The organism is Lysobacter arseniciresistens ZS79, from assembly GCF_000768335.1.
GTDB classification, from domain to species: Bacteria; Pseudomonadota; Gammaproteobacteria; order Xanthomonadales; family Xanthomonadaceae; genus Novilysobacter; species Novilysobacter arseniciresistens.
Genome location: NZ_AVPT01000030.1, coordinates 1 through 24639, shown reverse-complemented (window position 1 = coordinate 24639; position 24639 = coordinate 1). Strand labels below are relative to the sequence as shown.

General features: G+C 69.0%; 20 protein-coding genes. 10 read left to right on the top strand and 10 right to left on the bottom strand.

Annotation, left to right across the window (positions count from 1 at the left end; translation table 11 throughout):
* Nucleotides 1-135: 135 nt before the first annotated feature.
* The 3 genes from lolA to ald all read right to left on the bottom strand — a co-directional run bounded on the left by lolA (nt 136) and on the right by ald (nt 4407).
* A complete protein-coding gene (lolA, locus tag N799_RS12000; protein ID WP_036212815.1) occupies nt 136-765 on the bottom strand; it encodes an outer membrane lipoprotein periplasmic chaperone LolA in 630 nt (209 codons plus the stop codon).
* Between the two features lie 96 nt (nt 766-861).
* Entirely contained in the window at nt 862-3222 is a 2361-nt protein-coding gene (locus N799_RS11995) for a DNA translocase FtsK (protein WP_238978944.1), read from the bottom strand.
* A 114-nt stretch (nt 3223-3336) separates the two neighbouring features.
* On the bottom strand, nt 3337-4407 hold the full coding sequence (gene ald, locus N799_RS11990) for an alanine dehydrogenase (RefSeq protein ID WP_036212810.1): 1071 nt from the start codon (nt 4405-4407) through the stop codon (nt 3337-3339).
* 248 nt (nt 4408-4655) lie between these two features.
* On the opposite strand from ald, the gene trxB reads away from it, so the two are divergent.
* The 4 genes from trxB (at nt 4656) to infA (ending at nt 7846) form a co-directional block, all read left to right on the top strand.
* On the top strand, nt 4656-5609 hold the full coding sequence (gene trxB, locus N799_RS11985; protein ID WP_036212807.1) for a thioredoxin-disulfide reductase: 954 nt from the start codon (nt 4656-4658) through the stop codon (nt 5607-5609).
* A 42-nt stretch (nt 5610-5651) separates the two neighbouring features.
* A complete protein-coding gene (locus N799_RS11980; RefSeq protein ID WP_036212805.1) occupies nt 5652-6815 on the top strand; it encodes a GNAT family N-acetyltransferase in 1164 nt (387 codons plus the stop codon).
* Complete coding sequence (gene aat, locus N799_RS11975) at nt 6796-7527, top strand: leucyl/phenylalanyl-tRNA--protein transferase (RefSeq protein ID WP_036212802.1); 732 nt, start codon at nt 6796-6798, stop codon at nt 7525-7527. The genes N799_RS11980 and aat overlap by 20 nt, the downstream gene beginning before the upstream one ends.
* Nucleotides 7528-7627: 100 nt before the next feature.
* Nucleotides 7628-7846, top strand: a complete 219-nt coding sequence (gene infA / locus N799_RS11970; protein WP_031372296.1) for a translation initiation factor IF-1 — start codon at nt 7628-7630, stop codon at nt 7844-7846.
* A gap of 66 nt (nt 7847-7912) precedes the next feature.
* On the opposite strand, the gene clpA is transcribed toward infA, so the two are convergent.
* Nucleotides 7913-10183, bottom strand: a complete 2271-nt coding sequence (gene clpA / locus N799_RS11965; protein WP_036212799.1) for an ATP-dependent Clp protease ATP-binding subunit ClpA — start codon at nt 10181-10183, stop codon at nt 7913-7915.
* A 145-nt stretch (nt 10184-10328) separates the two neighbouring features.
* Nucleotides 10329-10655 carry an ATP-dependent Clp protease adapter ClpS gene (gene clpS / locus N799_RS11960; protein WP_036212796.1) on the bottom strand — a complete coding sequence of 109 codons (327 nt, stop codon included), beginning with the start codon at nt 10653-10655 and terminating at the stop codon, nt 10329-10331.
* Between the two features lie 87 nt (nt 10656-10742).
* On the opposite strand from clpS, the gene N799_RS11955 reads away from it, so the two are divergent.
* The 4 genes from N799_RS11955 (at nt 10743) to acnA (ending at nt 15879) form a co-directional block, all read left to right on the top strand.
* Nucleotides 10743-11219 (top strand): NUDIX hydrolase, encoded by a 477-nt coding sequence (locus tag N799_RS11955; RefSeq protein WP_036212793.1) that lies wholly within the window; start codon nt 10743-10745, stop codon nt 11217-11219.
* Nucleotides 11216-12364 (top strand): tRNA 2-thiouridine(34) synthase MnmA, encoded by a 1149-nt coding sequence (gene mnmA / locus N799_RS11950; RefSeq protein ID WP_052101513.1) that lies wholly within the window; start codon nt 11216-11218, stop codon nt 12362-12364. The genes N799_RS11955 and mnmA overlap by 4 nt, the downstream gene beginning before the upstream one ends.
* Nucleotides 12361-12981, top strand: a complete 621-nt coding sequence (hflD, locus tag N799_RS11945; protein ID WP_036212789.1) for a high frequency lysogenization protein HflD — start codon at nt 12361-12363, stop codon at nt 12979-12981. Before mnmA ends, hflD begins: the two co-directional genes overlap by 4 nt.
* A 135-nt stretch (nt 12982-13116) precedes the next feature.
* Nucleotides 13117-15879, top strand: a complete 2763-nt coding sequence (gene acnA, locus N799_RS11940; RefSeq protein ID WP_036212786.1) for an aconitate hydratase AcnA — start codon at nt 13117-13119, stop codon at nt 15877-15879.
* A 95-nt stretch (nt 15880-15974) separates the two neighbouring features.
* Here the strand turns inward: acnA and N799_RS11935 are convergent, their stop codons facing one another.
* A complete protein-coding gene (locus N799_RS11935; protein WP_036212783.1) occupies nt 15975-16415 on the bottom strand; it encodes a Cif family virulence factor in 441 nt (146 codons plus the stop codon).
* Between the two features lie 170 nt (nt 16416-16585).
* On the opposite strand from N799_RS11935, the gene N799_RS11930 reads away from it, so the two are divergent.
* Both N799_RS11930 and N799_RS11925 read left to right on the top strand, forming a co-directional pair.
* A complete protein-coding gene (locus N799_RS11930) occupies nt 16586-18265 on the top strand; it encodes a long-chain fatty acid--CoA ligase (RefSeq protein ID WP_036212780.1) in 1680 nt (559 codons plus the stop codon).
* Between the two features lie 169 nt (nt 18266-18434).
* Entirely contained in the window at nt 18435-19301 is an 867-nt protein-coding gene (locus N799_RS11925) for a crotonase/enoyl-CoA hydratase family protein (RefSeq protein ID WP_036212777.1), read from the top strand.
* A 33-nt stretch (nt 19302-19334) separates the two neighbouring features.
* Here the strand turns inward: N799_RS11925 and N799_RS11920 are convergent, their stop codons facing one another.
* The 4 genes from N799_RS11920 to N799_RS11905 all read right to left on the bottom strand — a co-directional run.
* Nucleotides 19335-21548: an ATP-binding protein gene (locus tag N799_RS11920; protein ID WP_036212774.1), complete on the bottom strand. Its 2214-nt coding sequence runs from the start codon at nt 21546-21548 to the stop codon at nt 19335-19337.
* Between the two features lie 4 nt (nt 21549-21552).
* The gene (locus N799_RS11915; RefSeq protein WP_036212771.1) at nt 21553-22611 is read right to left on the bottom strand and encodes a response regulator; all 1059 of its coding nucleotides are present in this window, start codon (nt 22609-22611) and stop codon (nt 21553-21555) included.
* 83 nt (nt 22612-22694) lie between these two features.
* Nucleotides 22695-24230: a lysine--tRNA ligase gene (lysS, locus tag N799_RS11910; protein WP_036212769.1), complete on the bottom strand. Its 1536-nt coding sequence runs from the start codon at nt 24228-24230 to the stop codon at nt 22695-22697.
* 105 nt (nt 24231-24335) lie between these two features.
* Nucleotides 24336-24639, bottom strand: a 304-nt coding sequence (locus N799_RS11905) for a peptide chain release factor-like protein (RefSeq protein ID WP_036212767.1), incomplete at its 5' end; no start/stop codon positions are given.

Here is a 24639-nt window from a genome sequence, read left to right as displayed (position 1 = left end):
TCCCCGTCGACGCCCTGTGATCGCAAGTCATTGAAAATGAACGGATCATCTTCATGACCTGTGACCCGCGTCGCAGAAACGCGAAACGGCGAGGAAGTCCTCGCCGTTCCGGTGCATCCGTCGGGTTGGGGCGACTCAGCCGCCGCCGATCACGTCCACGCCCTTGGCCGGCACGTACTTGAAGGTGCCGGACGCGAACGCGGGGTTGCGCTCCCAGCCCTTGAAGTCGATCTCGGTGCGCTGGCCGATCGCGTCCACCACCTCCATCTTCACCAGCGCGGCGTCGTCGAAGCCTAACCGCGCGGTGCGGAAGCTGGCCTCCTGGCCCTGGCGCGGGGTCAGCTTCAGCCACGACAGGCCGCTGGCGTCGCCGCCCTCCTCGACCTTGAACATCGCGTCCAGCCTGGCCGGCTCGAACAGCGCCGCCAGCGGGCTGCTCTGCTCCTCGACACCCTGCGGGCGCACGGTGACCTGGGCGAGGTCGGGGTCGTAGATCCAGACCTTGTCGCCGTCGGCCACGATCAGCTGCGGGTACGGCTTGGTGTACTCCCAGCGGAACAGCCGCGGGATGGACAGCTGCACCTCGCCGCTGGAGGTCTCCTTCAGCTTGCCCTGCGAGGTGTACACGCGCTGCACGAAATCGCCATCCAGCCCCTTCAGGCCGCTGGTGAACGCGTCGAGGTCGTCGCGCGCGCCGGCGAAGGCGCTGCCGGCGACGAGGCCACCGATCAGGAGGCCGGCGGTCCAGCGGGTCATCTGCTTCATTCGATCAGTCTCCAACGGTCTTCGTTCGGCACTGGACGCAGTGTGTGGGCGGCAAGCTGAACAGGTGTTCGACGCCGCGGGGGCCGTTCAGACCGCTCAATCCCGCGGCGGTGGCGGCGCCAGCACGCTGCGGTCGCCGTTGTGCTCTGGCGGACTGACCACGCCCGCGGCCTCCATCGCCTCGACCAGTCGCGCGGCGCGGTTGTAGCCGATCTTCAACCGCCGCTGCACGCCGGAAATCGACGCGCGCCGGGTCTCGGTGACGACGCGCACCGCCTCGTCGTACAGCGGGTCGGACTCGTCGCCGCTGCTTGCGGTCTCCGGCAGGCCGGTGGCACCGACGACGACGCCGTCGCCCATGGTCTGCACGTCCTCCAGCACGCCCTCGATGTAGTCGGGCTTGCCGCCGACCTGCTTGAGGTGCTCGACCACGCGATGCACCTCGTCGTCCGACACGAACGCGCCGTGCACGCGCTCGGGCATCGCGGTGCCCGGCGGCAGGTACAGCATGTCGCCGTTGCCCAGCAGCGCCTCGGCGCCGGACTGGTCGAGGATGGTGCGCGAGTCGATCTTGCTCGACACCTGGAACGCGATGCGGGTCGGGATGTTGGCCTTGATCAAACCGGTGATGACGTCGACCGACGGCCGCTGGGTGGCCAGGATCAGGTGGATGCCGGCCGCGCGCGCCTTCTGCGCCAGCCGCGCGATCAGTTCCTCCACCTTCTTGCCGACGATCATCATCATGTCGGCGAATTCGTCGATGAAGATGACGATGAAGGGCAGCGGCTCCAGCTGCGGCGGCGCCTCGTCGATCTCCGGGTTCGGCTTGAACAGCGGGTCCAGCATCGGCTGGCCGGCCTCGATCGCGTCGCGCACCTTCTTGTTGAAACCTGCGAGGTTGCGCACTCCGACGGTCGACATCAGCTTGTAGCGGCGCTCCATCTCGGCCACGCACCAGCGCAGGCCGTTGGCGGCCTCCTTCATGTCGGTGACCACCGGCGCCAGCAGGTGCGGGATGCCCTCGTAGACGCTCAGCTCGAGCATCTTCGGGTCAATCATCAGCATGCGCAGGTCTTTCGCGGACGCCTTGTACAGCAGGCTCAGCACCATCGCGTTGACCGCCACCGACTTGCCCGAGCCGGTGGTGCCCGCCACCAGCAGGTGCGGCATGCGCGCCAGGTCGGCGACGGTCGGGCGGCCGGAGATGTCCTTGCCCAGCGCCAGCGTCAGCGGGCTGTGCGACTTGTCGTACTCCTTGCTGCGCAGCAGTTCCGACAGGTAGATCATCTCGCGCTGGGTGTTGGGTGTTTCCAGGCCGATCACCGACTTGCCCGGGATCACGTCGACCACGCGCACCGACTTGACCGACAGCCCGCGGGCGATGTCCTTGTCGAGCGAGCTGATCTGGCTGACCTTGATGCCCGGCGCCGGCTCGATCTCGAACCGGGTGATGACCGGCCCCGGGTAGGCACCGACCACGTTGGCGTCGATGCGGAAGTCCTTGAGCTTGAACTCGATCTGCCGCGACAGCGTCTCCAGCGTCTCGGGACTGTAGCCCTTGGGCTGCGGCTTGGGGTCGTCGAGCAGGGCCAGCGGCGGGATGCCGGTGCCGTCGCCGGTGTGGAACAGCGGGATCTGGGTTTCGCGCTTGGCGCGGTCGCTCTTCTCGACCGTCGGCGGCGCGGGCGGCTCGATCTTCACCGGCGCCCGCTTGGCGCGCAGTTCGGTGTCGACCTTGCGCACTTCCTCGCGCTCCTCGCGCATGGCGCGGGTCTGCTGCCACTCGCTGGCCTGGCGGCTGCCGCGGCGGAACAGCTTCTGCAGCACCGGCCCGAGCGCGAGCACCCACTGGCCGATCCGGTCCATCACCGTGAACCACGAGATGCCCGTCGCCAGCGTCACCGATACCAGCAGCAGCGCGAGCAGGAACAGGTTGCCGCCCACCGGCCCGAAGCCGCTGTAGAGCGAGCGCCCGACGAGCTGGCCGAGGATGCCGCCGGCGCCGGCCGAGAAGTCCAGCACCGGCCCGATCCGCAACTGCAGCAGCCCGGTGGCCGAAACGAGGAAACCGACGATGCCGACCAGCCGCAGCGCCGGCCCGAACTCCGCGTCCTCCTCGGCATCGGCGTCACCCCGGAACAGCGCGATCCACGCGATCAGCCCCAGCACCAGCGGCAGCAGGAAAGCGACGTAGCCGGTCAGGTACAGCAGGATGTCGGCCAGCCAGGCGCCGACCTGGCCACCGCGGTTGTGTAGCGGCGCGGTGACGCTGCCCGACTGCGACCAGCTCGGGTCGGTCGGCGAGAACGTGAACAGGCAGACCAGCAGGTACAGCAGCAGCGGCGCGATCAGGATCAGCGCGATGTCGCGCGTCAGCCGCTGCCGGCGCGTCGAGGGCTCGGCGCCGGTCGGGTCGGGGTTCTTTTTCCTGCGGCTTGCTGTTGAGGCTTGCGCCACCGTGATGCTCTGCCTTAGCTAGATTGCGTTAGTCATTGAATATACGCAGTAATCGACCAACGCGACAGCCGAACCCGCCCCTGCCGGTGGCACGGGGCGGGCGCGCGGGCCGTGTTACAGCTTCATGTCCAGCAGCGCCGGGTGCACCAGCTTGCCACCTTCGACGTTGACGCCGCGGGCCAGCGCCGGGTTGTCGCGCCAGTTGCCGCCCGAGGCCAACTGGTTGACCCACGGCAGGATCGCCGCGCAGATCGCCTGCGAGCTGGTCTGCGGCACCGAGCCGGGCATGTTGGTCACGCAGAAGTGGGTCACGCCCTCCTCCACGTAGGTCGGCTCCTTCCAGGTGGTCGGGCGCGAGGTCTCGAAGCAGCCACCCTGGTCGATCGAGATATCGACCACCACGCTGCCGTCGGCCATGCCCTTGAGCATTTCGCGGGTCAGCACGCGCGGCGCCTTGGCGCCGGTGACCAGCACCGCGCCGACCACCAGATCGGCCGCAGCGACCTCGCGGGCGACCACGTCGTGGTACGGGTACAGCGCGGTGACGTTGGGACCCAGCGCCATCATCTCGTCCATGCGGTCGGTGCGCATCTCGAACACGGTGACGTTGGCGCCCCCGGCCGCGGCCAGCGCCGCCGCCGCGCCACCGGCCTTGCCGGCACCGAACACCACCACCTTGCCGCGCTCGGTCGACGGCAGGCCACCGAGCAGCTTGCCCTTGCCGCCCTGCGGCTGGTGCAGCAGCGTCGTGCCGACCTGGGTGGCGATCTTGCCGGCGATGATCGACATCGGCGCCAGCAGCGGCAGGTCGCCGTTGGACAGCTCGACGGTCTCGAAGGCGACGCCGGTCAGGCCGATGTCGAGCAGCTTCCTGGTCAGCTCCGGCTCGGCGGCCAGGTGCAGGTAGCAGAACAGCAGGTGATCCTTGCGCAGGTGCTGCAGGTCGCCGGCGATCGGCTCCTTGACCTTCACGATCAGCTCGCCCTTGGCGTACAGCTCGGCGGCATCGGCGGCGATCCTGACGCCCAGCCGGGTGTATTCGTCGTCGCTGAAACCGCTCTTGGCACCCGCGTCCTTCTCCAGCCAGACCTCGTGGCCGCGCTTGACCAGGTCGCCGGCGGCGGCCGGGACGAGCGCGACGCGCCCTTCGAGGGTCTTGGTTTCCTTGGGTACACCGATACGCATCTGCTGCTCTCCGTTACGCCAGAAAAAACGCCGCGTCGAGGCGGCGTGCTGGCCAGGTTGTGTGGGTTCCCGGTCCGTCGTCGATGCCACGGCGCCGGAACGCTGCGTCCGTGGAAGCTGCCTTGTTTTGCCGGGACGCCGCCGCCAAGCTATGGCTCCAGCCGGTCGCGCAAGCACTGCATCAGGCAGAGTCGCGGCCTTGTTTTCGCGCCCCAACGGCGCGTCCCGCCCAAGCCGCGATTATACCCATGACCCCAAGCAAGCACGCCCGCCTGATCATCCTCGGCTCCGGCCCCGCCGGCTGGACCTCGGCCGTCTACGCCGCCCGCGCGAACCTCAAGCCGCTGGTGATCACCGGCCTGCAGATGGGCGGCCAGCTGATGACGACCACCGAGGTCGACAACTGGCCGGGCGACGCCCACGGACTGATGGGTCCGGACCTGATGGCGCGCATGCAGGCGCACGCCGAGCGCTTCGACACCGAGGTGGTGTTCGACCACATCCACAGCGCCGACCTGTCGCGCCGCCCGTTCCGGCTGACCGGCGACAACGGCGAGTACACCTGCGACGCGCTGGTCATCGCCACCGGCGCCAGCGCCAAGTACCTGGGCATCGAGTCCGAGCAGAAGTACATGGGCAAGGGCGTGTCGGCCTGCGCCACCTGCGACGGCTTCTTCTACAAGGAGCAGGACGTGGCGGTGATCGGCGGCGGCAACACCGCGGTCGAAGAGGCGCTGTACCTGTCCAACATCGCGCGCAAGGTGTATCTCGTGCACCGCCGCGACAGCCTGCGCGCCGAGAAGATCCTGCAGGACAAGCTGTTCGCCAAGGCCCAGGCGGGCAAGATCGAGCTGGTCTGGGACCACACCGTCGACGAGGTGCTGGGCGACGACTCCGGCGTCACCGGCATGCGCCTGCGCTCGACCAAGGACGACACAACCCGCGAGATCGCGGTCAACGGTTTCTTCGTCGCGATCGGCCATACCCCGAACACATCGCTGTTCGAGGGCCAGCTGGAAATGAAGAACGGCTATCTGCAGATCACGTCCGGACTGGCCGGCAACGCGACCCAGACGTCGGTCGAGGGCGTATTCGCGGCCGGCGACGTGGCCGACCAGGTCTACCGCCAGGCGATCACCTCGGCCGGTTTCGGCTGCATGGCCGCGCTGGACGCCGAGAAGTTCCTCGACCTGGGCGAGTAGGCCGCTCGCCCGGCCCCGCCGGGCGGCGTCCGCGGCCACGGCATGTCCGGGATCCGGTTCCTCGACCGCCTCGACACGGTTCCCGCCGGCGCGTGGGACGCGCTGCACGACGGTCGCAACCCGTTCGTCGCCCACGCCTTCCTCGCGGGGCTCGAGGCACACGGCTGCGTGCGCGGCGACTGGGGCTGGACGCCGCGCCACCTGACCCTGTGGCGCGATGGCGCGCTGGTGGCCGCCGCGCCGGGCTACCTCAAGCACAACTCCCACGGCGAGTTCGTGTTCGACCATGCCTGGGCGCACGCCTACGCCCAGCACGGGCTGGACTACTTCCCCAAGCACCTGTGCGCGGTGCCCTACTCGCCCGTGACCGGCCCGCGCCTGCTGGCGGCCACCGCGGAAGACCGCCGGGCGCTGCTGGCGGCGATGGTGTCGGAAGCGGAACGTGCCGGGCTGTCGTCGGCCCACGTCAACTTCCACACCGCAGCCGAGGATGCGGACTTCGGCGACGACTGGCTGCCGCGGACCGACGTGCAGTACCAGTGGCACAACGAGGCCGGCTGGCGCGATTTCGCCGACTACCTCGCCGCGTTCGACCATCGCCATCGCAAGAACATCCGGCAGGAACGGGCGAAGGTCGCCCGGGCCGGCCTCGGCTTCCGGGTGGTCGACGGCCGCGACGCGACCGCCGCCGACCTTGCGACGATGCACCGCTTCTACCTGCAGACCTTCGCCGAGTACGGCAACCACCCCGCGTTGACCCTGCCCTTCCTGCACCACCTCGCCGCGACCACGCCGCGGGCGCTGGTGCTGGTCATCGCCGAGCGTTCCGGCGGCGAAGCGGTGGCCGGCGCACTGTGCCTGCGCGGCGGCGACACCCTGTACGGCCGCTACTGGGGCGCCACCGAAACGGTGCCCGGGCTGCATTTCGAGACCTGCTACTACCAGGGCATCGAGTACTGCCTGCGCGAAGGCCTGGCCCGCTTCGAGCCCGGCGCGCAGGGCGAACACAAGCTGGCGCGCGGGTTCCTGCCGCGGCCGGTGCGCAGCCGCCACTGGATCGCGCACCCGGCATTCCGGGAAGCGCTGCGGCCGTGGTGCGAAGCGGAGGCCGGGTCGGTACGCCGCTACGCCGCCACGCTGGCGATGCGTTCGCCGTTCAAGACGGGCTCACCGGAGGACGGCGGACATGCCGATCCGGCTACCTGAGCTCCCGGCCGACCCCACGGCGCCGTTCCCCGACCCGGGCACCGCGCTGGCCGAGCCCGACGGCCTGCTGGCGATGGGCGGCGACCTGTCCCCGGTGCGGCTGCTCAACGCCTACGCCGCCGGGGTGTTCCCGTGGTACTCCGAGGGCCAGCCGCTGCTGTGGTGGTCGCCCGACCCGCGCACCGTGTTCCGAACCGACGGCGTGCGGCTGTCGTCGCGGTTCCGCCGGAGCCTGCGCAACTCGCCGTGGACGGTCCGGGCCGACACCGCGTTCGGGGCGGTCATCGACGCCTGCGCCTCGATCCCGCGGCGCGACCAGCCCGGCACCTGGATCACCCCGGCGATGCGCGCGGCCTACGTGCACCTGCACCACCTGGGCCACGCGCATTCGATCGAGGTTCGCGACGGCGGGCGGCTCGTCGGCGGGCTCTACGGCGTGGCGATCGGCCGGATGTTCTTCGGCGAAAGCATGTTCAGCGCCGAATCCGGCGGCTCGAAGGTCGCGCTGGCCGGCCTGTGCCATCGCCTGCGCGAGTGGGGCTGGCCGCTGCTCGACGCCCAGGTCGGCAACCCGCACCTGCGCAGCCTGGGCGCGGAAGCGTGGCCGCGCGAGCGGTTCCTGCAGACGCTGGCGGTGCTGGTGGCCGCGCCTGGCAGCGCGGACAGCTGGTCCGGCCGGTTCGGCACCCTGCCCGCCGCGGCACTGGCCTGAAGCGGCGGCAACGCACTTTTGCCTGATCCGGCGCGTCGTGGCAGAATGCCCGGCTTCGCGGCCGCATTTTGCGCCGCCTGACGCAGCAACCAGGAAACACATGGCAAAAGACGACGTGATCGAATTCGAGGGCACGGTGGCGGAAACCCTTCCGAACACCATGTTCCGTGTGCGCCTCGAAAACGGGCACGAGATCATCGCCCACATCTCCGGGCGGATGCGCAAGAACTACATCCGCATCCTCACCGGCGACAAGGTCAAGGTGGAGATGACCCCGTACGACCTGACCAAGGGTCGCATCACCTACCGCATGAAGTAATCGCGGTAACCAATTGAAAGAAAAGGCGGCCATTGGCCGCCTTTCTTGTTTGCGCGTATCGATCGATCAAACCGTCGCCGGCAGCAGCCTCTCCGGCTCGGCCTGCGCGTCGACCACCAGCTCGCCATCGCGCACGTCGATCGAGACCCGGCCGCCGCCCACGAGTTTGCCGAACAGCAGTTCGTCGGCCAGCGGGCGCTTGATCTTCTCCTGGATCACCCGCGCCATCGGGCGGGCGCCCATCATCGGGTCGAAGCCGTGCTGGGCCAGCCAGTCGCGCGCCTCCGGAGTGGCGTTGAGCGCCACGTCCTTCTCGTGCAGCTGCGCCTCCAGCTCGATCAGGAACTTGTCGACCACCCGCAGGATGTGTTCGAAGCCCAGCGCCTGGAACTGCACCACCGCGTCCAGCCGGTTGCGGAACTCCGGGGTGAAGCCCTTGCGGATCACCTCCATCGCGTCGGTGCTGTGGTCCTGCTTGGTGAAGCCGATCGACCGGCGCGAGGCCTGCGCGGCACCGGCATTGGTGGTCATCACCAGGATCACGTTGCGGAAGTTCGCCTCGCGGCCGTTGGTGTCGGTCAGCGTGCCGCGGTCCATCACCTGCAGCAGGATGTTGAAGATGTCCGGGTGCGCTTTCTCGACCTCGTCCAGCAGCAGCACGCAATGCGGCGTCTTGACGATCTTCTCGGTCAGCAGGCCGCCCTGGTCGAAGCCGACATAGCCCGGGGGCGCACCGATCAGGCGGCTGACCGAGTGCGGCTCCATGTATTCGGACATGTCGAAGCGGACCAGCTCGATCCCCAGCTGCAGCGCGAGCTGGCGGGTCACCTCGGTCTTGCCGACGCCGGTGGGGCCGGCGAACAGGAAGTTGCCGATCGGCTTCTCGGGGTTGCCGAGGCCCGAGCGGGCCAGTTTGATCGCCGCGGTCAGCGACTCGATCGCCGGGTCCTGCCCGAAGATCACCATCTTGAGGTTGCGCTCGAGGTTGCGCAGCACGTCCTTGTCGGTCGCCGAGACCTGCTTGGCCGGGATCCGCGCCATCTTGGCGACGATCGTCTCGATCTCCTCGACGTCGATGTTGGCCTTGCGCACGTTTTCCGGCAGCAGCCGCTGGCGCGCGCCGGCCTCGTCGATCACGTCGATCGCCTTGTCCGGCAGCAGCCGGTCGCCGATGTGCTTGACCGACAGGTCGACCGCCGCCTGCAGCGCGTCGTCGGCGTAGGTCACGCCGTGGTGGGCCTCGTACTTCGGCCGCAGCCCCTGCAGGATCTCGAACGCCTCGCCGACGGTCGGTTCCACGATGTCGATCTTCTGGAAGCGCCGGGCGAGCGCACGGTCCTTCTCGAAGATGCCGCGGTACTCCTGGAACGTCGTCGAGCCGATGCAGCGCAGTTCGCCCGACGACAGCGCGGGCTTGATCAGGTTGCTCGCATCCATCGTGCCGCCGGACGCGGAACCCGCACCGATGATGGTGTGGATCTCGTCGATGAACAGCACCGCGCCCTCGATCTTCTTCATCTGGGCGAGCACCGCCTTCAGGCGCTTCTCGAAGTCGCCGCGGTACTTGGTGCCGGCGACCAGCGCGCCGAGGTCGAGCGCGTAGATGGTCGCGTCCTCCAGCACCTCGGGCACCTCGCCATCCACGATGCGCTTTGCGAGGCCTTCTGCGATCGCGGTCTTGCCGACGCCGGCCTCGCCGACGTACAGCGGGTTGTTCTTGCGCCGGCGGCAGAGCACCTGGATGGTCCGTTCGACCTCCTCGGCACGGCCCACCAGCGGGTCGATCTTGCCGTCGCGGGCCAGCTGGTTGAGGTTGACCGCGAACTCCTCCAGCGCCTCGGCCTTGCCCTCCTCGCCCTCGACCGACGGGGCGTCCGTCTCGGCCGGGTGCGCGTCGCCGTCGCCCTGCTTGGCGATGCCATGCGAGAGGAAGTTCACCACGTCCAGCCGGGCGATGTCCTGCTGGTTGAGGTAGTAGACGGCGTGCGAGTCCTTTTCGCCGAAGATCGCCACCAGCACGTTGGCGCCGGTGACTTCCTTCTTGCCGGAGGACTGCACGTGGTAGACCGCGCGCTGCAGCACGCGCTGGAAACCGAGCGTCGGCTGGGTGTCGCGGTCGATGTCGTCGGGCAGCACCGAGACCGAGGTCGCGATCGCCTGTTCCAGGTCCCCGCGCAGCCGCGGGAAGTCGGCGCTGCAGGCCTTGAGCACGGTCTCGGCCGACGGGTTGTCGAGCAGCGCCAGCAGCAGGTGCTCGACCGTCATGTACTCGTGGCGCGCCTCGCGGGCACGCTTGTAGCACTGGCCGATGCTGAACTCCAGGTCCTTGCTGAACATTGGAAAACCTCTGAAAGCTGTTGCGGTCCTAGATGGGGGTGGCCGCACGCTTTTCCATGTCACCCCTGTCGCCGGGACGGGTCGGGCCGAGTCCGGTTGCGCTTCCATTTATCCAACGAATCAACCGCCGGAGTCAGGCCCTCTGTCACGCTTTCTCCATGGTGCACAAGAGGGGGTGCTGGTTGAGCCGCGAGAACTCGTTGACCTGTGCCACCTTCGATTCCGCCACTTCACGCGTGAACACCCCGCAAACGCCACGCCCGCGCGTGTGCACGTGGAGCATGATCTGGGTCGCCTTCTCGGCGGTCATCGGGAAGAACCGCATCAGCACCTCGACCACGAAGTCCATCGGGGTGTAGTCATCGTTGAGCAGCAGCACCGAGTACAGCGGCGGCCGGGCGACTTCCGGCTTGCCGGTTTCGACCAGGGCGCCGTGGTGGTGGTCGTGCTCGTGTTCGGGTGATCGGGGCATGGCGCGGATTATAGGACTGCGCGGGCAATGGACGCCCGCGCGCCGCGGCGGGCAGAATGGCCGCCACTCCCCACCGCGCAACCAGTCTTGAGCTATCGCGAAGGCCGTTTCTGGCAACCCGACGTCACCGTCGCCACCGTGGTGGTGCACGACGGGCGGTTGCTGATGGTCGAGGAAATGGCCGGTGGCCGGCAGGTACTCAACCAGCCGGCCGGGCACCTGGAGCCGGACGAGAGCCTGCTCGACGCCGCCCTGCGCGAGACGCTGGAGGAAACCGGCTGGCACGTCCGGCTGACCGCGTTCGTCGGCGCCTGCCAGTGGAAATCGCCGGACCAGCCGGACCGGCCCGGTCGCCACTACCTGCGCTTCACCTTCGCCGCCGAGCCGGTGCGGCACGACCCCGACCGCCTACTGGACGACGGCATCGTGCAGGCGCTGTGGCTGACCCCGGCCGAACTGCAACAACAGGCGGCGCGCCACCGCAGCCCGCTGGTCTGGCGCAGCGCGGCGGACTACCTGGGCGGCCGCCGCTACCCGCTCGACCTCGCCCGGCAGCTGGCATGAGCACGGCGTCCCCACGACCCGGCACCCACGGCGGTGCGCGGACGATCGTCGGGCTGTCCGGCGGCGTCGATTCCTCGGTCGCGGCACTGCTGTTGCGCGACGCCGGCGAGCCCATCGCGGGGCTGTTCATGCAGAACTGGGCCGAGGACGGCAGCGGTGACTGCCGCGCCGAGGACGACCGGCGCGACGCCGTCGCGGTCGCCGGCAGGCTCGGCATCCCGATCCACTTCCGCGACTTCTCGGGCGAGTACTGGCGCGGGGTGTTCGAGCACTTCCTCGCCGAGTACGCCGCCGGCCGCACGCCCAACCCGGACGTGCTGTGCAACCGCGAGATCAAGTTCAAGCACTTCCTCGACGCCGCCCGCGAACTGGGCGCCGAATCAATCGCCACCGGCCACTACGCCCGGGTCGAGCAGCGCGGCAGCCGCTGGCACCTGCTGCGCGGCGTCGACCGCGGCAAGGACCAGAGCTACTTCCTGCACCAGCTCGGCCAGGCCCAGCTGTCGGCGACGCGCTTCCCGCTGGGCGGGCTGCCGAAGGCGCAGGTCCGTCGGATCGCCACCGAGGCCGGCCTGCCGACCGCCGCCAAGAAGGACTCGACCGGGATCTGCTTCATCGGCGAGCGCGACTTCCGCGAGTTCCTCGGCCGCTACCTGCCGGCGCGTCCGGGCCCGATGCAGACGCCGGACGGGCGCGTGGTGGGCGAACACCCCGGCGTCTTCTATTTCACCCTCGGCCAGCGCGAGGGGCTGAACCTCGGCGGCGTGCGCGGGTTCGCCGCGGCGCCGTGGTACGTGGTCGGCAAGGACGTCGCCGGCAACGTGCTGTATGTCGAGCAGGGTCACGACAACCCGTGGCTGCAATCGCAACAGCTGTGGTCGGAACCCGCCCACTGGGTCGCCGGATCGGCGCCGGCCGCGCGCTTCGACTGTACCGCGCAGACCCGCTACCGCCAGGCCGACGAAGCCTGCGAAGTCACCGTCAACGACGACGGCACGCTGGAAGTCCACTTCGACCGCCCCCAACGTGCAGTGACGCCCGGCCAGTCGCTGGTGCTGTACGACGGCGACGACTGCCTCGGCGGCGCGGTGATCGCCACCACCGACGCTCCACTCGAACTACGCCTCAAGAGCCAGACGCCATGACCGACTCCGCCGACCCGATTTCCGACCGCGTGCTCGCCCTGGCCGGCCTGGCCCAGGCGCTGGCCCAGGTCAGGCGGATCGCCGACACCGGGCAGGCCAACGAGAGCGTGCTGGCGACCTCGCTGGATTCGATCTTCCGGATCGACGCCGAGTCACCCGAAGCCGTCTACGGTGGCCGTGCGGCGCTGCGCCCCGGCCTGACCCTGCTGCGCGACTACTTCGGCAGCCGCGCCCGCGACGAGCAGCTGCCCCGCCTCGCACTGGCGGTGATGCAGCTGGAGCGGCGTTTCGTCCGCGACGACGCGATGGCCGACAAGGTCGTCCGCGGCATCCGCGCGCAGGCCGCCACCGCCGAGGCGTCCGGCAGCACCCACCCCGAGGTGCTCTCGGCGCTCGGCGCGCTGTACGCCGACACCCTCAGCCACCTGCGCCCGCGGGTACTGGTGCAGGGCAACCCGCACTATCTCGGCCAGCCGTCGGTGGTCGCCGAGGTCCGCGCGGTACTGCTGGCGGCGGTCCGTTCGGCCGTGCTGTGGCGCCAGCTGGGCGGTAGCCTGTGGGACTTCCTGTTGCGCCGCAAGGCGATGCTGGAGGCGGTCGAGGCGCAACTGCGCTAGGCCCCGCGTGGCCTGCCGGCGAACACTTCGTTCCGGCAGGAAAACACTGAATCCGGCATAATTACGGGGCTCGGACGCGGCGTCCCGCAGCTTCCCGCGTCTTCCCTTTGCTGCCCCCCAGCCACGGAGCTCCCAATGGCCGACTCCTTCGCCACCCGCGCGCAACTCGACGTCAACGGCAAGTCCTACACCTATTTCAGCCTGCCGACCCTGGGCAAGCAGTTCGACCTGGGCAAGCTGCCCTACTCGATGAAGATCCTGCTGGAGAACCTGCTGCGCCACGAGGATGGCGGCATGACGGTCGGCAAGGAGCACATCGAGGCGGTCGCCAAGTGGGACGCCAAGGCCGAGCCGGACACCGAGATCGCCTTCATGCCGGCCCGCGTCGTCCTGCAGGACTTCACCGGCGTGCCGTGCGTGGTCGACTTCGCCGCCATGCGCGACGCGGTGAGCCGGCTGGGTGGCAATGCGGGGCAGATCAACCCGCAGATCCCGTCCGAGCTGGTCATCGACCACTCGGTGCAGGTCGACGTGTTCGGCCGCCCGGACGCGCTGGACCTCAACGGCAAGATCGAATTCGAGCGCAACGCCGAGCGCTACAGCTTCCTGCGCTGGGGTCAGAAGGCGCTGGAGAACTTCAAGGTGGTGCCGCCCAACACCGGCATCGTCCACCAGGTGAACCTGGAGAACCTCGCCCGCGTGGTCATGGAGCGCGAGGTCGATGGCCAGTTGCTGGCCTTCCCGGACACCGTGTTCGGCACCGACAGCCACACCACGATGATCAACGGCATCGGCGTGCTGGGCTGGGGCGTCGGCGGTATCGAGGCCGAAGCCGCGATGCTGGGCCAGCCGTCGTCGATGCTGATCCCGCAGGTGGTCGGCTTCAAGCTGACCGGCAAGCTGCCGGAGGGCGCCACCGCCACCGACCTGGTGCTGACCGTCACCCAGATGCTCCGCGCCCATGGCGTGGTCGGCAAGTTCGTCGAGTTCTTCGGCGACGGACTGCAGCACCTGCCGCTGGCCGACCGTGCGACGATCGCCAACATGGCGCCCGAGTACGGCGCCACCTGCGGCATCTTCCCGGTCGACGCGGAGGCGGTGCGCTACCTGCGCCTGTCGGGCCGCAGCGAGGAGCAGATCGCGCTGGTCGAGGCCTACGCCAAGGCCCAGGGCATGTGGCACGAACCGGGTGCGCCGGAGGCCAGCTACTCGGCCACGCTCGAGCTCGACATGGGCGAGGTCAAGCCGTCGCTGGCCGGTCCCAAGCGCCCGCAGGACCGCGTGCTGCTGTCGGACATGCAGGCCAACTTCCGCAAGAACGTCGGCCCGCTGGTCGCCAACCGTGCGCCCACGGACCGCCAGATCCAGCGCTTCGAGAAGGAAGGCGGCGGCCAGCCGCAGGCCGAGCGCCTGGCGGCCAAGCCGGTGTGCTCGAAGATCAACATCCAGGACCAGGACGTCGAGCTGCGTGACGGCTCGGTGGTGATCGCCGCGATCACCTCCTGCACCAACACCTCCAACCCGGCGGTGATGCTCGGCGCCGGCCTGCTGGCGCGCAACGCCGCCGCCAAGGGCCTGACCTCGGCGCCGTGGGTCAAGCCGTCGCTCGGCCCCGGTTCGCGCGTGGTCACCGACTACCTCGAAAAGGCCGGCGTGCTGACCGACCTCGAGAAGCTCGGCTTCTTCGTCGTCGGCTACGGCTGCACCACCTGTATCGGCAACTCCGGCCCGCTGCCGGAAGCGGTGTCGAAGGGCATCGCCGAGAACGACCTGGCGGTCGCCTCGGTGCTGTCGGGCAACCGCAACTTCGAGGGCCGCGTGCACTCCGAAGTGAAGATGAACTACCTCGCCTCGCCGCCGCTGGTGGTCGCCTACGCGATCGCCGGCACGGTCGACATCGACCTGACCACCGAGCCGCTGGGCAAGGACCGCGACGGCAACGACGTCTACCTGCGCGACATCTGGCCGAGCAACAAGGAGATCGGCGACGTGATCGCCGCCACCGTCGGGCCGGAGCTGTTCGCGCAGAACTACGCCGACGTGTTCAAGGGCGACAGCCGCTGGAACGCGATCGCCTCGCCGGAAGGCGAGTCGTTCAAGTGGGACGAGGCCTCGACCTACATCAAGAACCCGCCCTACTTCGACGGCATGACGATGGACGTCGGCGCCATCGAGGACGTCCGCGGCGCCCGCGTCATGGGCCTGTTCGGCGACTCGATCACCACCGACCACATCTCGCCGGCCGGCAACATCAAGAAGGACTCGCCGGCGGGCAAGTTCCTGCAGTCGCGCGGCGTGCAGCCGGCCGACTTCAACAGCTACGGCAGCCGTCGCGGCAACGACGACGTGATGGTCCGCGGCACCTTCGCCAACATCCGCATCAAGAACCTGATGATGGGTGGCGAGGAAGGCGGCAACACCCTCTACTACGCGAAGGACGGCGGTGCCGGCGAGCGCATGGCGATCTACGACGCGGCCATGAAGTACAAGGCCGAGGGCACCCCGCTGGTGGTGTTCGCGGGCAAGGAGTACGGCACCGGCTCGTCGCGCGACTGGGCGGCCAAGGGCACCAACCTGCTGGGCGTGAAGGCGGTCGTGGCCGAGAGCTTCGAGCGCATCCATCGTTCCAACCTGGTCGGCATGGGCGTGCTGCCGCTGCAGTTCCTCGAAGGCGAGAACGCGCAGACCCACGGTCTGGACGGTTCGGAGACGATCGACGTGACCGGCCTGCAGGACGGCGCCGCCAGGCGCGCGACCGTCATTGCCCGCAAGGCCGACGGCAGCGAGAAGCGCTTCGAGGTGCACGTGATGCTGCTGACGCCGAAGGAAGTCGAGTACTTCCGCCACGGCGGCATCCTGCACTACGTGCTGCGCCAGCTGGCGCGCAAGGCCGCCTGAGCGTCATCGACGCCAGCATGTGATACGGGACGGGCGACTTCGGTCGCCCGTTTCCGTTTCGGCACGCCGCTGGCGGATGGACCGGCCGCGTCGCGTCAGACGCCGGGCGACCACTCCGCGCTGACCAGCCGCCACTCGCCATCCTCCACCCGCCACGCGGTGCGCACCCCGTAGATCCGGGCAGCCTCGGGAAGCGCGCGGCCGGCGCCCCCGGTCACCACCGCGCTGAAGTCGACCCGTGCATGGCCGTCACCCATCTCGACGGTGAGCGGCCCGGGACGTACGGCGACCTCCCGGTGACGCAGGAACACCAGCGCCGCGAGGCGGCGCGCGCCGTCGCGATCCAGGCCGTCGGGACCGATGAAGTCCGGCGTTAGCGCATCCTCCACCGCCGACGCATCGCGCTGCTCGATCGCCGTTTCCAGCGAGGACACCGCCTCGCGCAGCGCGGCCTCGTCCTGCTCGCGGGCGCAGCCGGCCAGCGCCAGGCACAACGCCAGCGCCACCAGCAGCCAGCCACGCAAATGATTAGACATGACCCAATCTCCCGTCTTCCCGGAGGGCCGTCCGGCGATCGCCGACGCCCGTCCAGTTATTGCCAGCCCCCGGGGGCTATGCTCCAATCGACCGGACCATACTTGCACGCATCGAAGATGCCGTGGCAGGCCGGAAAGAACCAGAACGCAGCGATCGCAGGGGGAATGCAATGAGTGCCGAACGTCCGTGGCTTGAACAGTATCCGGCCGGAGTCCCTGCGCAGATCGACCCGGACGAGTTCTCCTCGGTCGTCGCCGTGCTCGAGAACGCGATCGACCATTTCCGCGAACGGCCCGCGTTCGCCAACCTCGGCAAGACGCTGACCTACGGCGAGATCGACGAGCTCAGCGCCCGCTTCGCCGCCTACCTGCTCGGCGAGCTCGGGCTGAAGAAGGGCGATCGCGTCGCGATCATGATGCCCAACTGCCTGCAGTACCCGATCGCCACCTTCGGCGTGCTGCGCGCCGGCATGACGGTGGTCAACACCAACCCGATGTACACCCCGCGCGAGTTGAAGCACCAGCTGGTGGACTCGGGTGCGAGCGTCATCCTGGTGCTCGACAACTTCGGCCACACCGTCCAGCAGGTGCTGGCCGACACGCCGGTGCGGCAGGTCATCACGACCGGTCTGGGCGACATGCTCGGCTTCCCGAAAGGCCCTGTCGTCAACTTCGTGCTCAAGCACCTCAAGAAGATGGTGCCGGCCTACTCGATCCCCGGCGCGGTGCGCTTCCGCGACGCGCTGGCGGCCGGCACGCGGCACCCGCTGCCGAAGGTCGAGGTCGGCAGCGACGACATCGCCTTCCTGCAGTACACCGGCGGCACCACCGGCGTGGCCAAGGGCGCGATGCTGACCCACCGCAACCTGGTGGCGAACATGCAGCAGGCCGCGGCGTGGGTGGGCACCAACGTCAAACCGGGGCAGGAGGTGATCATCACCGCGCTGCCGCTGTACCACATCTTCGCGCTGACGGCGAACGGCCTGGTCTTCATGAAGTTCGGCGGCCTGAACCACATGATCACCAACCCGCGCGACATGCCCGGCTTCGTCAAGGAGCTCAAGGGGGTGAAGTTCACCGCCATCACCGGCGTCAACACGCTGTTCAATGGCCTGTTGAACACGCCCGGTTTCGACGAGATCGATTTCTCCTCGCTGCACCTGACGCTTGGCGGCGGCATGGCGGTCCAGCGCTCGGTCGCCGAACGCTGGAAGAAGGTCACCGGCTGCACGCTGGTGGAGGCCTACGGCCTGACCGAGACATCGCCGGCGGCCTGCATCAACCCGATGGACCTGGCCGAGTACAACGGTGCAATCGGCCTGCCGATCCCGTCCACCGACGCCTGCATCAAGGACGAGGACGGCAACATGCTCCCGGTCGGCGAAGTCGGCGAGCTGTGCATCAAGGGCCCACAGGTGATGAAGGGCTACTGGCAGCGCCCGCAGGAGACCGCCGAGGCGATCGACGGCGACGGCTGGCTGCACACCGGCGACATGGCGAAGATGGACGAACAGGGTTTCTTCTTCATCGTCGACCGCAAGAAGGACATGATCCTGGTGTCGGGCTTCAACGTGTACCCGAACGAGATCGAGGACGTGATCGCGATGATGCCGGGCGTGCTCGAAGTCGCCGCGGTCGGCGTCCCGGACGAGAAGTCCGGCGAGGCGGTCAAGGTGGTCATCGTGAAGAAGGACCCGTCGCTGACCGCCGAGCAGGTGCTGCAGCACGCCCGCGGCAACCTGACCGGCTACAAGCGCCCGCACTTCGTCGAGTTCCGCTCGGAGCTGCCCAAGACCAACGTCGGCAAGATCCTGCGCCGCGAACTGCGCGACGAGGCCCGCGCCGACTGACCGTCCGGCAACGTCCGCAGCACCCCGAAAGCCCCTCTCCGGAGGGGTTTTCTTTTGTCCGCGCCGCGTGTCCGTGGCCGCGCGAACGCGGGTGTAGCATCGATTCGTGGGCTCCATCACTCCGTCCCGCAGCCCACCTCGAATGCGGGCGGCCAGCCGAGGACGCAACATGAGCATGACGGAGAAACGCCTGCGCGGATGCGCATTTCCCACCCTGCGCGTCGAGTCCGATCTGCACGGTGATGCCCACTGGCTCTACATGCACGCCGATACCGGCCCGGGCCTGCGCCCGTGCTTCCGCACCGCGCTGATGCACGACATGTGGAGTTACCTGTCGACGATCACCCTGCCCGAGTCGCTACGCGTGCGCGGCCGGCTGCGACACGTCGTGATCGCTTCCGACGCGCCGGCGTTCAACCTCGGCGGCGACCTCGAACTGTTCGCGCGGCTGATCCGGCAGAACCGCCGCGAGGCTTTGCTGGACTACGCACGCCGTTGCGTCGACGGCGTCCACCACCTGCACAGCGGCCTCGGCGGCGACGTCCGCACGATCGCGCTGGTGCAGGGCGACGCGCTCGGCGGCGGCATGGAGCTCGCCCTGTCCTGCCACACCATCGTCGCCGAGGAAGGTGTCGACATGGGCCTGCCGGAGGTGCTGTTCGGCCTGTTCCCGGGCATGGGTGCCTACTCGTTCCTGTGCCGCCGGGTGTCGCCGCAAGTGGCGGAGACACTCATCCTCGACGGCAACCTGCGCAGCAGCGACGAGCTCCATCGGCTCGGCGTGGTCGACGTGCTGGTGCCGAAGGGCCAGGGCGAGGCGGCAGTGCGCGACCTGATCCGCCGGCAGCAGCGTGCACCGGCCGCGCACCTGGCGCTGAACGCCGTGCGCGGCATCGCCCAGCCGGTCACCCGTGAGGAGCTGATGGCGATCACCGGGGTGTGGGTCGACGCCGCGCTTGCGCTGGGGGAGAAGTTCCTGCGGACGATGGACCGGATCGTGCGGGCGCAGACGAGGCGGTCGGGCGTCGCCCACTGACGCGGGGCTGGCACGGGCAACCGGCCGCGACGATCAGGGCGAGCCCTCGCCGTCGCGATGCCCGTGGGTGCGCCGACGGGTCTCGAGTGCGCGTCGACCCTGCGCGAGATGCGCGCCCAGCAGCCCCAGCTGCTGGCGCCAGTCGCGCGACAGTTGCCAGTCGGGCATGGCCATGACGTCGCCAGCCGCGGCCGCGACCCTGACCAGCCCGAGGTTGCCGGTGACGCCCTTCAGTGCGTGGACCTGCTCGCGTGCAGCGGTCCAGTCCGCGCCTTCGCCCGCGCGCCCGAAGGCGGCCAGGCAGGCATCGGCATCGCGCAGGCATTGCGATACGAACGTGCGCTCGAACTCGTCGCCCAGGCCGAGGGCCTCGAACTCGTCCAGCACGCCCGGGTCGAACACGCCGTCCAGCGACGGCAACGGGGCACGCAGTTCCACACCGCCGACCGCCCCCCCGACCCGTACCCCGGCCGCTACGTCCGCCAGCGTGTCGAGCAGGTGCGTGGCGGAGACCGGCTTGGCGAGGAACGCACGCGCGCCCGCCTGCTCACAGGCGCGGATCGACTGCGGCGTGACGTCCGCACTGAGCACCAGCACGGGCGTTCGCGTGGCGCCGCCGGCCTCCATCACCCGCAGCTGTCGCAGCAGGTCCAGTCCGCTCAGCCCCGGCATGTGCAGGTCGACGATCACGGCGTCGTAGGTGCCCGTCTCCAGCGCCGCCAGCACCTGCTCGCCGCCGTCGACGCAGACCACCCGGTGGCCGGCCTTCTGCAGCAGCCGCTGCAGGACCATGCGATTGGCCTCGTGGTCGTCGGCGACGAGGATCTCGAGGCTGCGGACGCGCACGCGATGCCGCAGGAAGGGATCGGAAAACGCGATGACGTTCTCCGCGGTCACCGTGTCGCCCGCGTCCATCCCCGGATCGTGGGGTGCGACGTCGCGTTCCTTCACCTCGGCAGCCTCTCCGCCTGCCTCGCCCGCCGCCTCGCCAGCCGCCTCGAACGGCAGCTCGACCCAGAACCGGCTTCCCTGCTCTTCCGTGCTCTCGAAGCCGATGTCGCCGCCCATCGCCTCGGTCAGGCCCTTGGCGATCGTGGTGCCCAGGCCGGTGCCGCCATACCGTCGCGCCAGGCCAGCATCGGCCTGCTCGAAGGCGCCGAACAACCGTTCCCGAACCTCCGGCGCGATGCCGATACCGGTATCGGCCACGGTGAAGCGCAACCGTGTAGTGCCGGGTGCGGCAGGCACGCACTCCACTTCCAGCCGCACCGATCCGCTCTCGGTGAACTTCACCGCATTGCCTGCCAGGTTGGTCAACACCTGCCGCAGGTAACCCGCGTCGCCCCGCACCCGCGCCGGCACATCGGCGGCAACCGAAGCCTCGTAGCGCAACTGTTTTGCCCGCGCCTGCGGTTGCAGGATCAGGCCGATGGCATCGACCAGCTCGCGCGGCGAGAAATCGACCCGGTTGAGCTTGACCTTGCCGGCCTCGATCGCGGCGATGTCGAGCACGTCCTCCACCAGCGCCATCAGGCTGCGGGTGGATGCCTGGATGGTCGCCAGGCACTCGCGCTGCTCGTCGTCCAGACGCGTGGTGGCAAGCACTTCCGACATGCCCGCCAGGCCGTTGAGCGGCGTCCGGAACTCGTGGCTCATGTTGGCGAGGAAGCGGCTCTTGGCCTCGTTGGCGCGGCGCGCCTCCCCGGTCGCCTCGGTCAGCGCCCGCAACAGCCCCGACAGGTACAGCGGGATCGCCACCAGCCCGAGCAGCAGCCCGATGCCGAGGCTCAGGTTCTCCCGCCAGTAATCGCTGCCCACGAGCACGCTGCCGAACGCGAGACAGGCGGCGCTGATCGCGGCGACCAGGTAGCGGTTGCCGAAGCGCAGGCCGTTGCCGACCGTGACCCACATGATGATCACGTAGACCCAGGCGATCGGCTCGCCCATCCGGATCATCGCGGCGGCCATCAGCCCGTAGTCGGAGATCATCCCGATCACCCGGCGCACGTGCGACGTGCCCGGCGCGTACGCGATCCACCCCAGCAGCACCATGCCGACCGCGAATCCCATCTCGACCAGTGTCAGCACGGCGGTGTACGCGCCCGGGTCCAGCGTGCCGCCGGCGCCGCGCAGCAGCAGGTACACCAGCACCACCGTCAACACGAGGATCCGCACCGTGGCCTGCCCGTGTTCGCTGTCCGGTCGCTGCGAGAAACGGGCAAGCAGGCGGGAAACCAGGTGCTTCATGCGGCTACTCCTTGCCGGTCTGCGGGGGTGTCCAGGAAAGGTGCGTGCAGATGTCCTCCAGCCGCTCGCGCGCCCGGAACAGCGCCTGGACACACACCGGATCGAACAGACGCCCGCTCTGCTCGACGATGTACGCCAGCGCGTCGTCGAGGCTCCACGCCTGCTTGTACGGGCGCGGCGAAACCAGCGCGTCGAGCACGTCGGCGACGGCGACGATGCGCGCCTCCACCGGGATCTCCTCGCCGCGCAGGCCGTCGGGATAGCCGCTGCCGTCGAAGCGCTCGTGGTGGCGCAGCGCGATGATCGCGGCGGTCTGGACAAAGCGGTTCTGGCTGCCGCTCAACAGTTCGTGGCCGATGCGCGGGTGGCCGCGCATGATCCGGGTTTCCTCCTCCGTCAGCGGCTGCGGCTTGAGCAGCACCGAATCGGGGATCGCGATCTTGCCGATGTCGTGCAGCGGCGCGGCCATCTCCACCAACCGCACCTCGTCCTCGAACAGGCCGATCTGCTCGGCGATCAGGCCGGCAATGCGCGACATCCGCTCCAGCGAGGCGCTGGTGCCGCAGTCGCGGTACTCGATGGCACGGGCCAGCCGCGACAGGGTCTCGCGCTCGCGCTCCTCGACCTCGTGCATGCTCGACAACAGCCGCTGCTCCAGCGAGAGCGCACGCTGCTTGACGTTCTCGGACTGCTGCCGCAGCTGCAGCAGGTTGCGGCAACGCGCCCGCAACTCCCGCGGGCGCACCGGCTTGACCAGAAAGTCGATGACCCCGGTATCCAGCGCGGCCTGCCGCACCGGCTCGTCGCCCACCACGGTCACCAGGATGATCGGGACATCGCGCCGCGCCGGGGCGCGACGGAAGCGGCGGGCGAACTCGAGCCCGTCCATCCCGGGCATGCGGTAGTCGAGCAGCAGCAGGTCCGGGTGGTTGGCCTCGCACCAGCTCAGGGCGTTGTCGGGTTCGCCGAAATCGTGCACGGCCAGCTGCGGGCTGATGTCCTCGATGATGTGTCGAAGCATCGTCCGGGCGGAGGTCTGATCGTCAACGATTACGACATTCATCGCCTACCGGTGCACCTTGCCGACTCCCGGTCGAGGATACCCGCGGGGTCGTTAAACCGACAGCCGGGCTACCCGGCGCCCGGTCAGGCGCCGGCGGACCCGGGCCGCATGTACGGGAACAGCAGCACGTCGCGGATCGACGCCGAGCCGGTCAGCATCATCACCAGCCGGTCGATGCCGACACCGAGGCCACCCGTTGGCGGCAGGCCGACCTCGAGCGCGCGGATGTAGTCGGCGTCGAAGTGCATCGCCTCGTCGTCGCCGCCGGCCTTGGCATCGACCTGCGCCTGGAAGCGTGCCGCCTGGTCCTCCGGGTCGTTGAGCTCGGAGAATCCGTTGGCCAGCTCCTTGCCGCCGATGAACAGCTCGAAGCGGTCGGTGATCTCGGGGTCACGGTCGCTGGCACGGGCCAGCGGACTGACTTCCACCGGGTGGTCGGTGATGAACGTCGGTTGCACGAGGGTGTGCTCGACGGTCTTTTCGAACACTTCCAGCAGCAACTTGCCCCAGCCGTAACCCGGCTTGACCGGGATCTTCAGCCGCTCGCAATGCGCGCGCATCTTCGCGAGGTCGCGCAGGTCGTCGCGGGCGATCTCGGGGTTGAGCTCCAGCACCGCGTCGGTCATCGACCAGCGGCGGAACGCCGGCCCCAGGTCGATCGACTGCCCGTCCCATTCCACCGCCGTGGTACCGAGCACCGACGTGGCGATGTCGCGGATCATGCCCTCGGTCAGGTCCATCACCTCGTTGTAGGTGGCGTAGGCCTCGTACAGCTCCAGCATCGTGAACTCGGGGTTGTGCCGGGTCGACACGCCCTCGTTGCGGAAGTTGCGGTTGATTTCGTAGACCCGCTCCAGCCCGCCAACCACCAGTCGCTTGAGGTACAGCTCCGGCGCGACGCGCAGGTACAGCTGCAGGTCGAGCGCGTTGTGGTGGGTGGTGAACGGCTTGGCCGTGGCCCCGCCGGGGATGTAATGCATCATCGGCGTCTCGACCTCGAGGAACCGCCGGCTGTCGAGCCACTCGCGCATCGCGCGGATGATTCGGCTGCGCTTGACGAACACGTCGCGCGCGTCGGGCGAGACGATCAGGTCGACGTAGCGCTGGCGGTAGCGCTGCTCGACGTCGGCGAGGCCGTGGAACTTGTCCGGCAACGGCCGCAGCGACTTGGTCAGCAGCCGCAGCGAGGCGACCTTGACCGACAGCTCGCCGGTGCGGGTGCGGGTCAGCGTGCCTTCCGCGCCGACGATGTCCCCGACGTCCCAGCCCTTGAACGCCTCGTAGGCATCGCCCAGCGCGTTGGCCTGCAGGAACAGCTGGATCCGGCCGGACTCGTCCTGCACCTGCACGAAACTGGCCTTGCCCATCACCCGCTTGAGCAGGATGCGGCCGGCGACGGCAACGTGGCGCTCCAGACCTTCAAGCGCCTCGGCGGTCCACTGCCCGGCGTCGACGTACTCGGCCTGCAGGTCGCCGGCGAAGTCACCGCGGCGGAAATCGTTCGGGAACGCCACGCCCTGTCCGCGCAGCGCCTTGAGTTTGGCGCGACGCTCGGCGATCAGGCGGTTCTCGTCCTGGTTGTGGTCGTCGGCGGGCGGCTGCGGGGTGGTGTCGGTCATGGGGTTGCCGTGGGAGCTGTTGTAGGGCGACGTGAGTCGCGAACGCGGAGGAAAATGTGGGGTCGGCGGGTCGCGACTGACGTCGCTCCTGCGACGGAGCTGTGATCAGGTCGCGTCCGCGCGTTTCGCGCCGACTTCCAGCCCCGACTTCAGGCTGGCCTCGACGAACTCGTCGAGATCGCCGTCGAGCACCTTCTGGGTGTCGGAGCGTTCGATGCCGGTGCGCAGGTCCTTGATCCGCGACTGGTCGAGCACGTAGTTGCGGATCTGGCTGCCCCAGCCGATGTCGGACTTGGTCGCCTCGACCGCGTCGCGCTCGGCGTTGCGCTTCTGGATCTCCAGCTCGTAGAGCTTCGCCGCGAGCATCTTCATCGCGCGGTCGCGGTTGGCGTGCTGGCTGCGCTCGGTC

Coding starts and splice junctions, on each gene's coding strand:
- lolA (WP_036212815.1), bottom strand. CDS start 765: ATGAAGCAGATGACCCGCTGGACCGCCGGCCTCCTGATCGGTGGCCTC.
- ald (WP_036212810.1), bottom strand. CDS start 4,407: ATGCGTATCGGTGTACCCAAGGAAACCAAGACCCTCGAAGGGCGCGTC.
- trxB (WP_036212807.1), top strand. CDS start 4,656: ATGACCCCAAGCAAGCACGCCCGCCTGATCATCCTCGGCTCCGGCCCC.
- N799_RS11980 (WP_036212805.1), top strand. CDS start 5,652: ATGTCCGGGATCCGGTTCCTCGACCGCCTCGACACGGTTCCCGCCGGC.
- aat (WP_036212802.1), top strand. CDS start 6,796: ATGCCGATCCGGCTACCTGAGCTCCCGGCCGACCCCACGGCGCCGTTC.
- infA (WP_031372296.1), top strand. CDS start 7,628: ATGGCAAAAGACGACGTGATCGAATTCGAGGGCACGGTGGCGGAAACC.
- clpA (WP_036212799.1), bottom strand. CDS start 10,183: ATGTTCAGCAAGGACCTGGAGTTCAGCATCGGCCAGTGCTACAAGCGT.
- clpS (WP_036212796.1), bottom strand. CDS start 10,655: ATGCCCCGATCACCCGAACACGAGCACGACCACCACCACGGCGCCCTG.
- mnmA (WP_052101513.1), top strand. CDS start 11,216: ATGAGCACGGCGTCCCCACGACCCGGCACCCACGGCGGTGCGCGGACG.
- hflD (WP_036212789.1), top strand. CDS start 12,361: ATGACCGACTCCGCCGACCCGATTTCCGACCGCGTGCTCGCCCTGGCC.
- acnA (WP_036212786.1), top strand. CDS start 13,117: ATGGCCGACTCCTTCGCCACCCGCGCGCAACTCGACGTCAACGGCAAG.
- N799_RS11935 (WP_036212783.1), bottom strand. CDS start 16,415: ATGTCTAATCATTTGCGTGGCTGGCTGCTGGTGGCGCTGGCGTTGTGC.
- N799_RS11930 (WP_036212780.1), top strand. CDS start 16,586: ATGAGTGCCGAACGTCCGTGGCTTGAACAGTATCCGGCCGGAGTCCCT.
- N799_RS11925 (WP_036212777.1), top strand. CDS start 18,435: ATGAGCATGACGGAGAAACGCCTGCGCGGATGCGCATTTCCCACCCTG.
- N799_RS11920 (WP_036212774.1), bottom strand. CDS start 21,548: ATGAAGCACCTGGTTTCCCGCCTGCTTGCCCGTTTCTCGCAGCGACCG.
- N799_RS11915 (WP_036212771.1), bottom strand. CDS start 22,611: ATGAATGTCGTAATCGTTGACGATCAGACCTCCGCCCGGACGATGCTT.
- lysS (WP_036212769.1), bottom strand. CDS start 24,230: ATGACCGACACCACCCCGCAGCCGCCCGCCGACGACCACAACCAGGAC.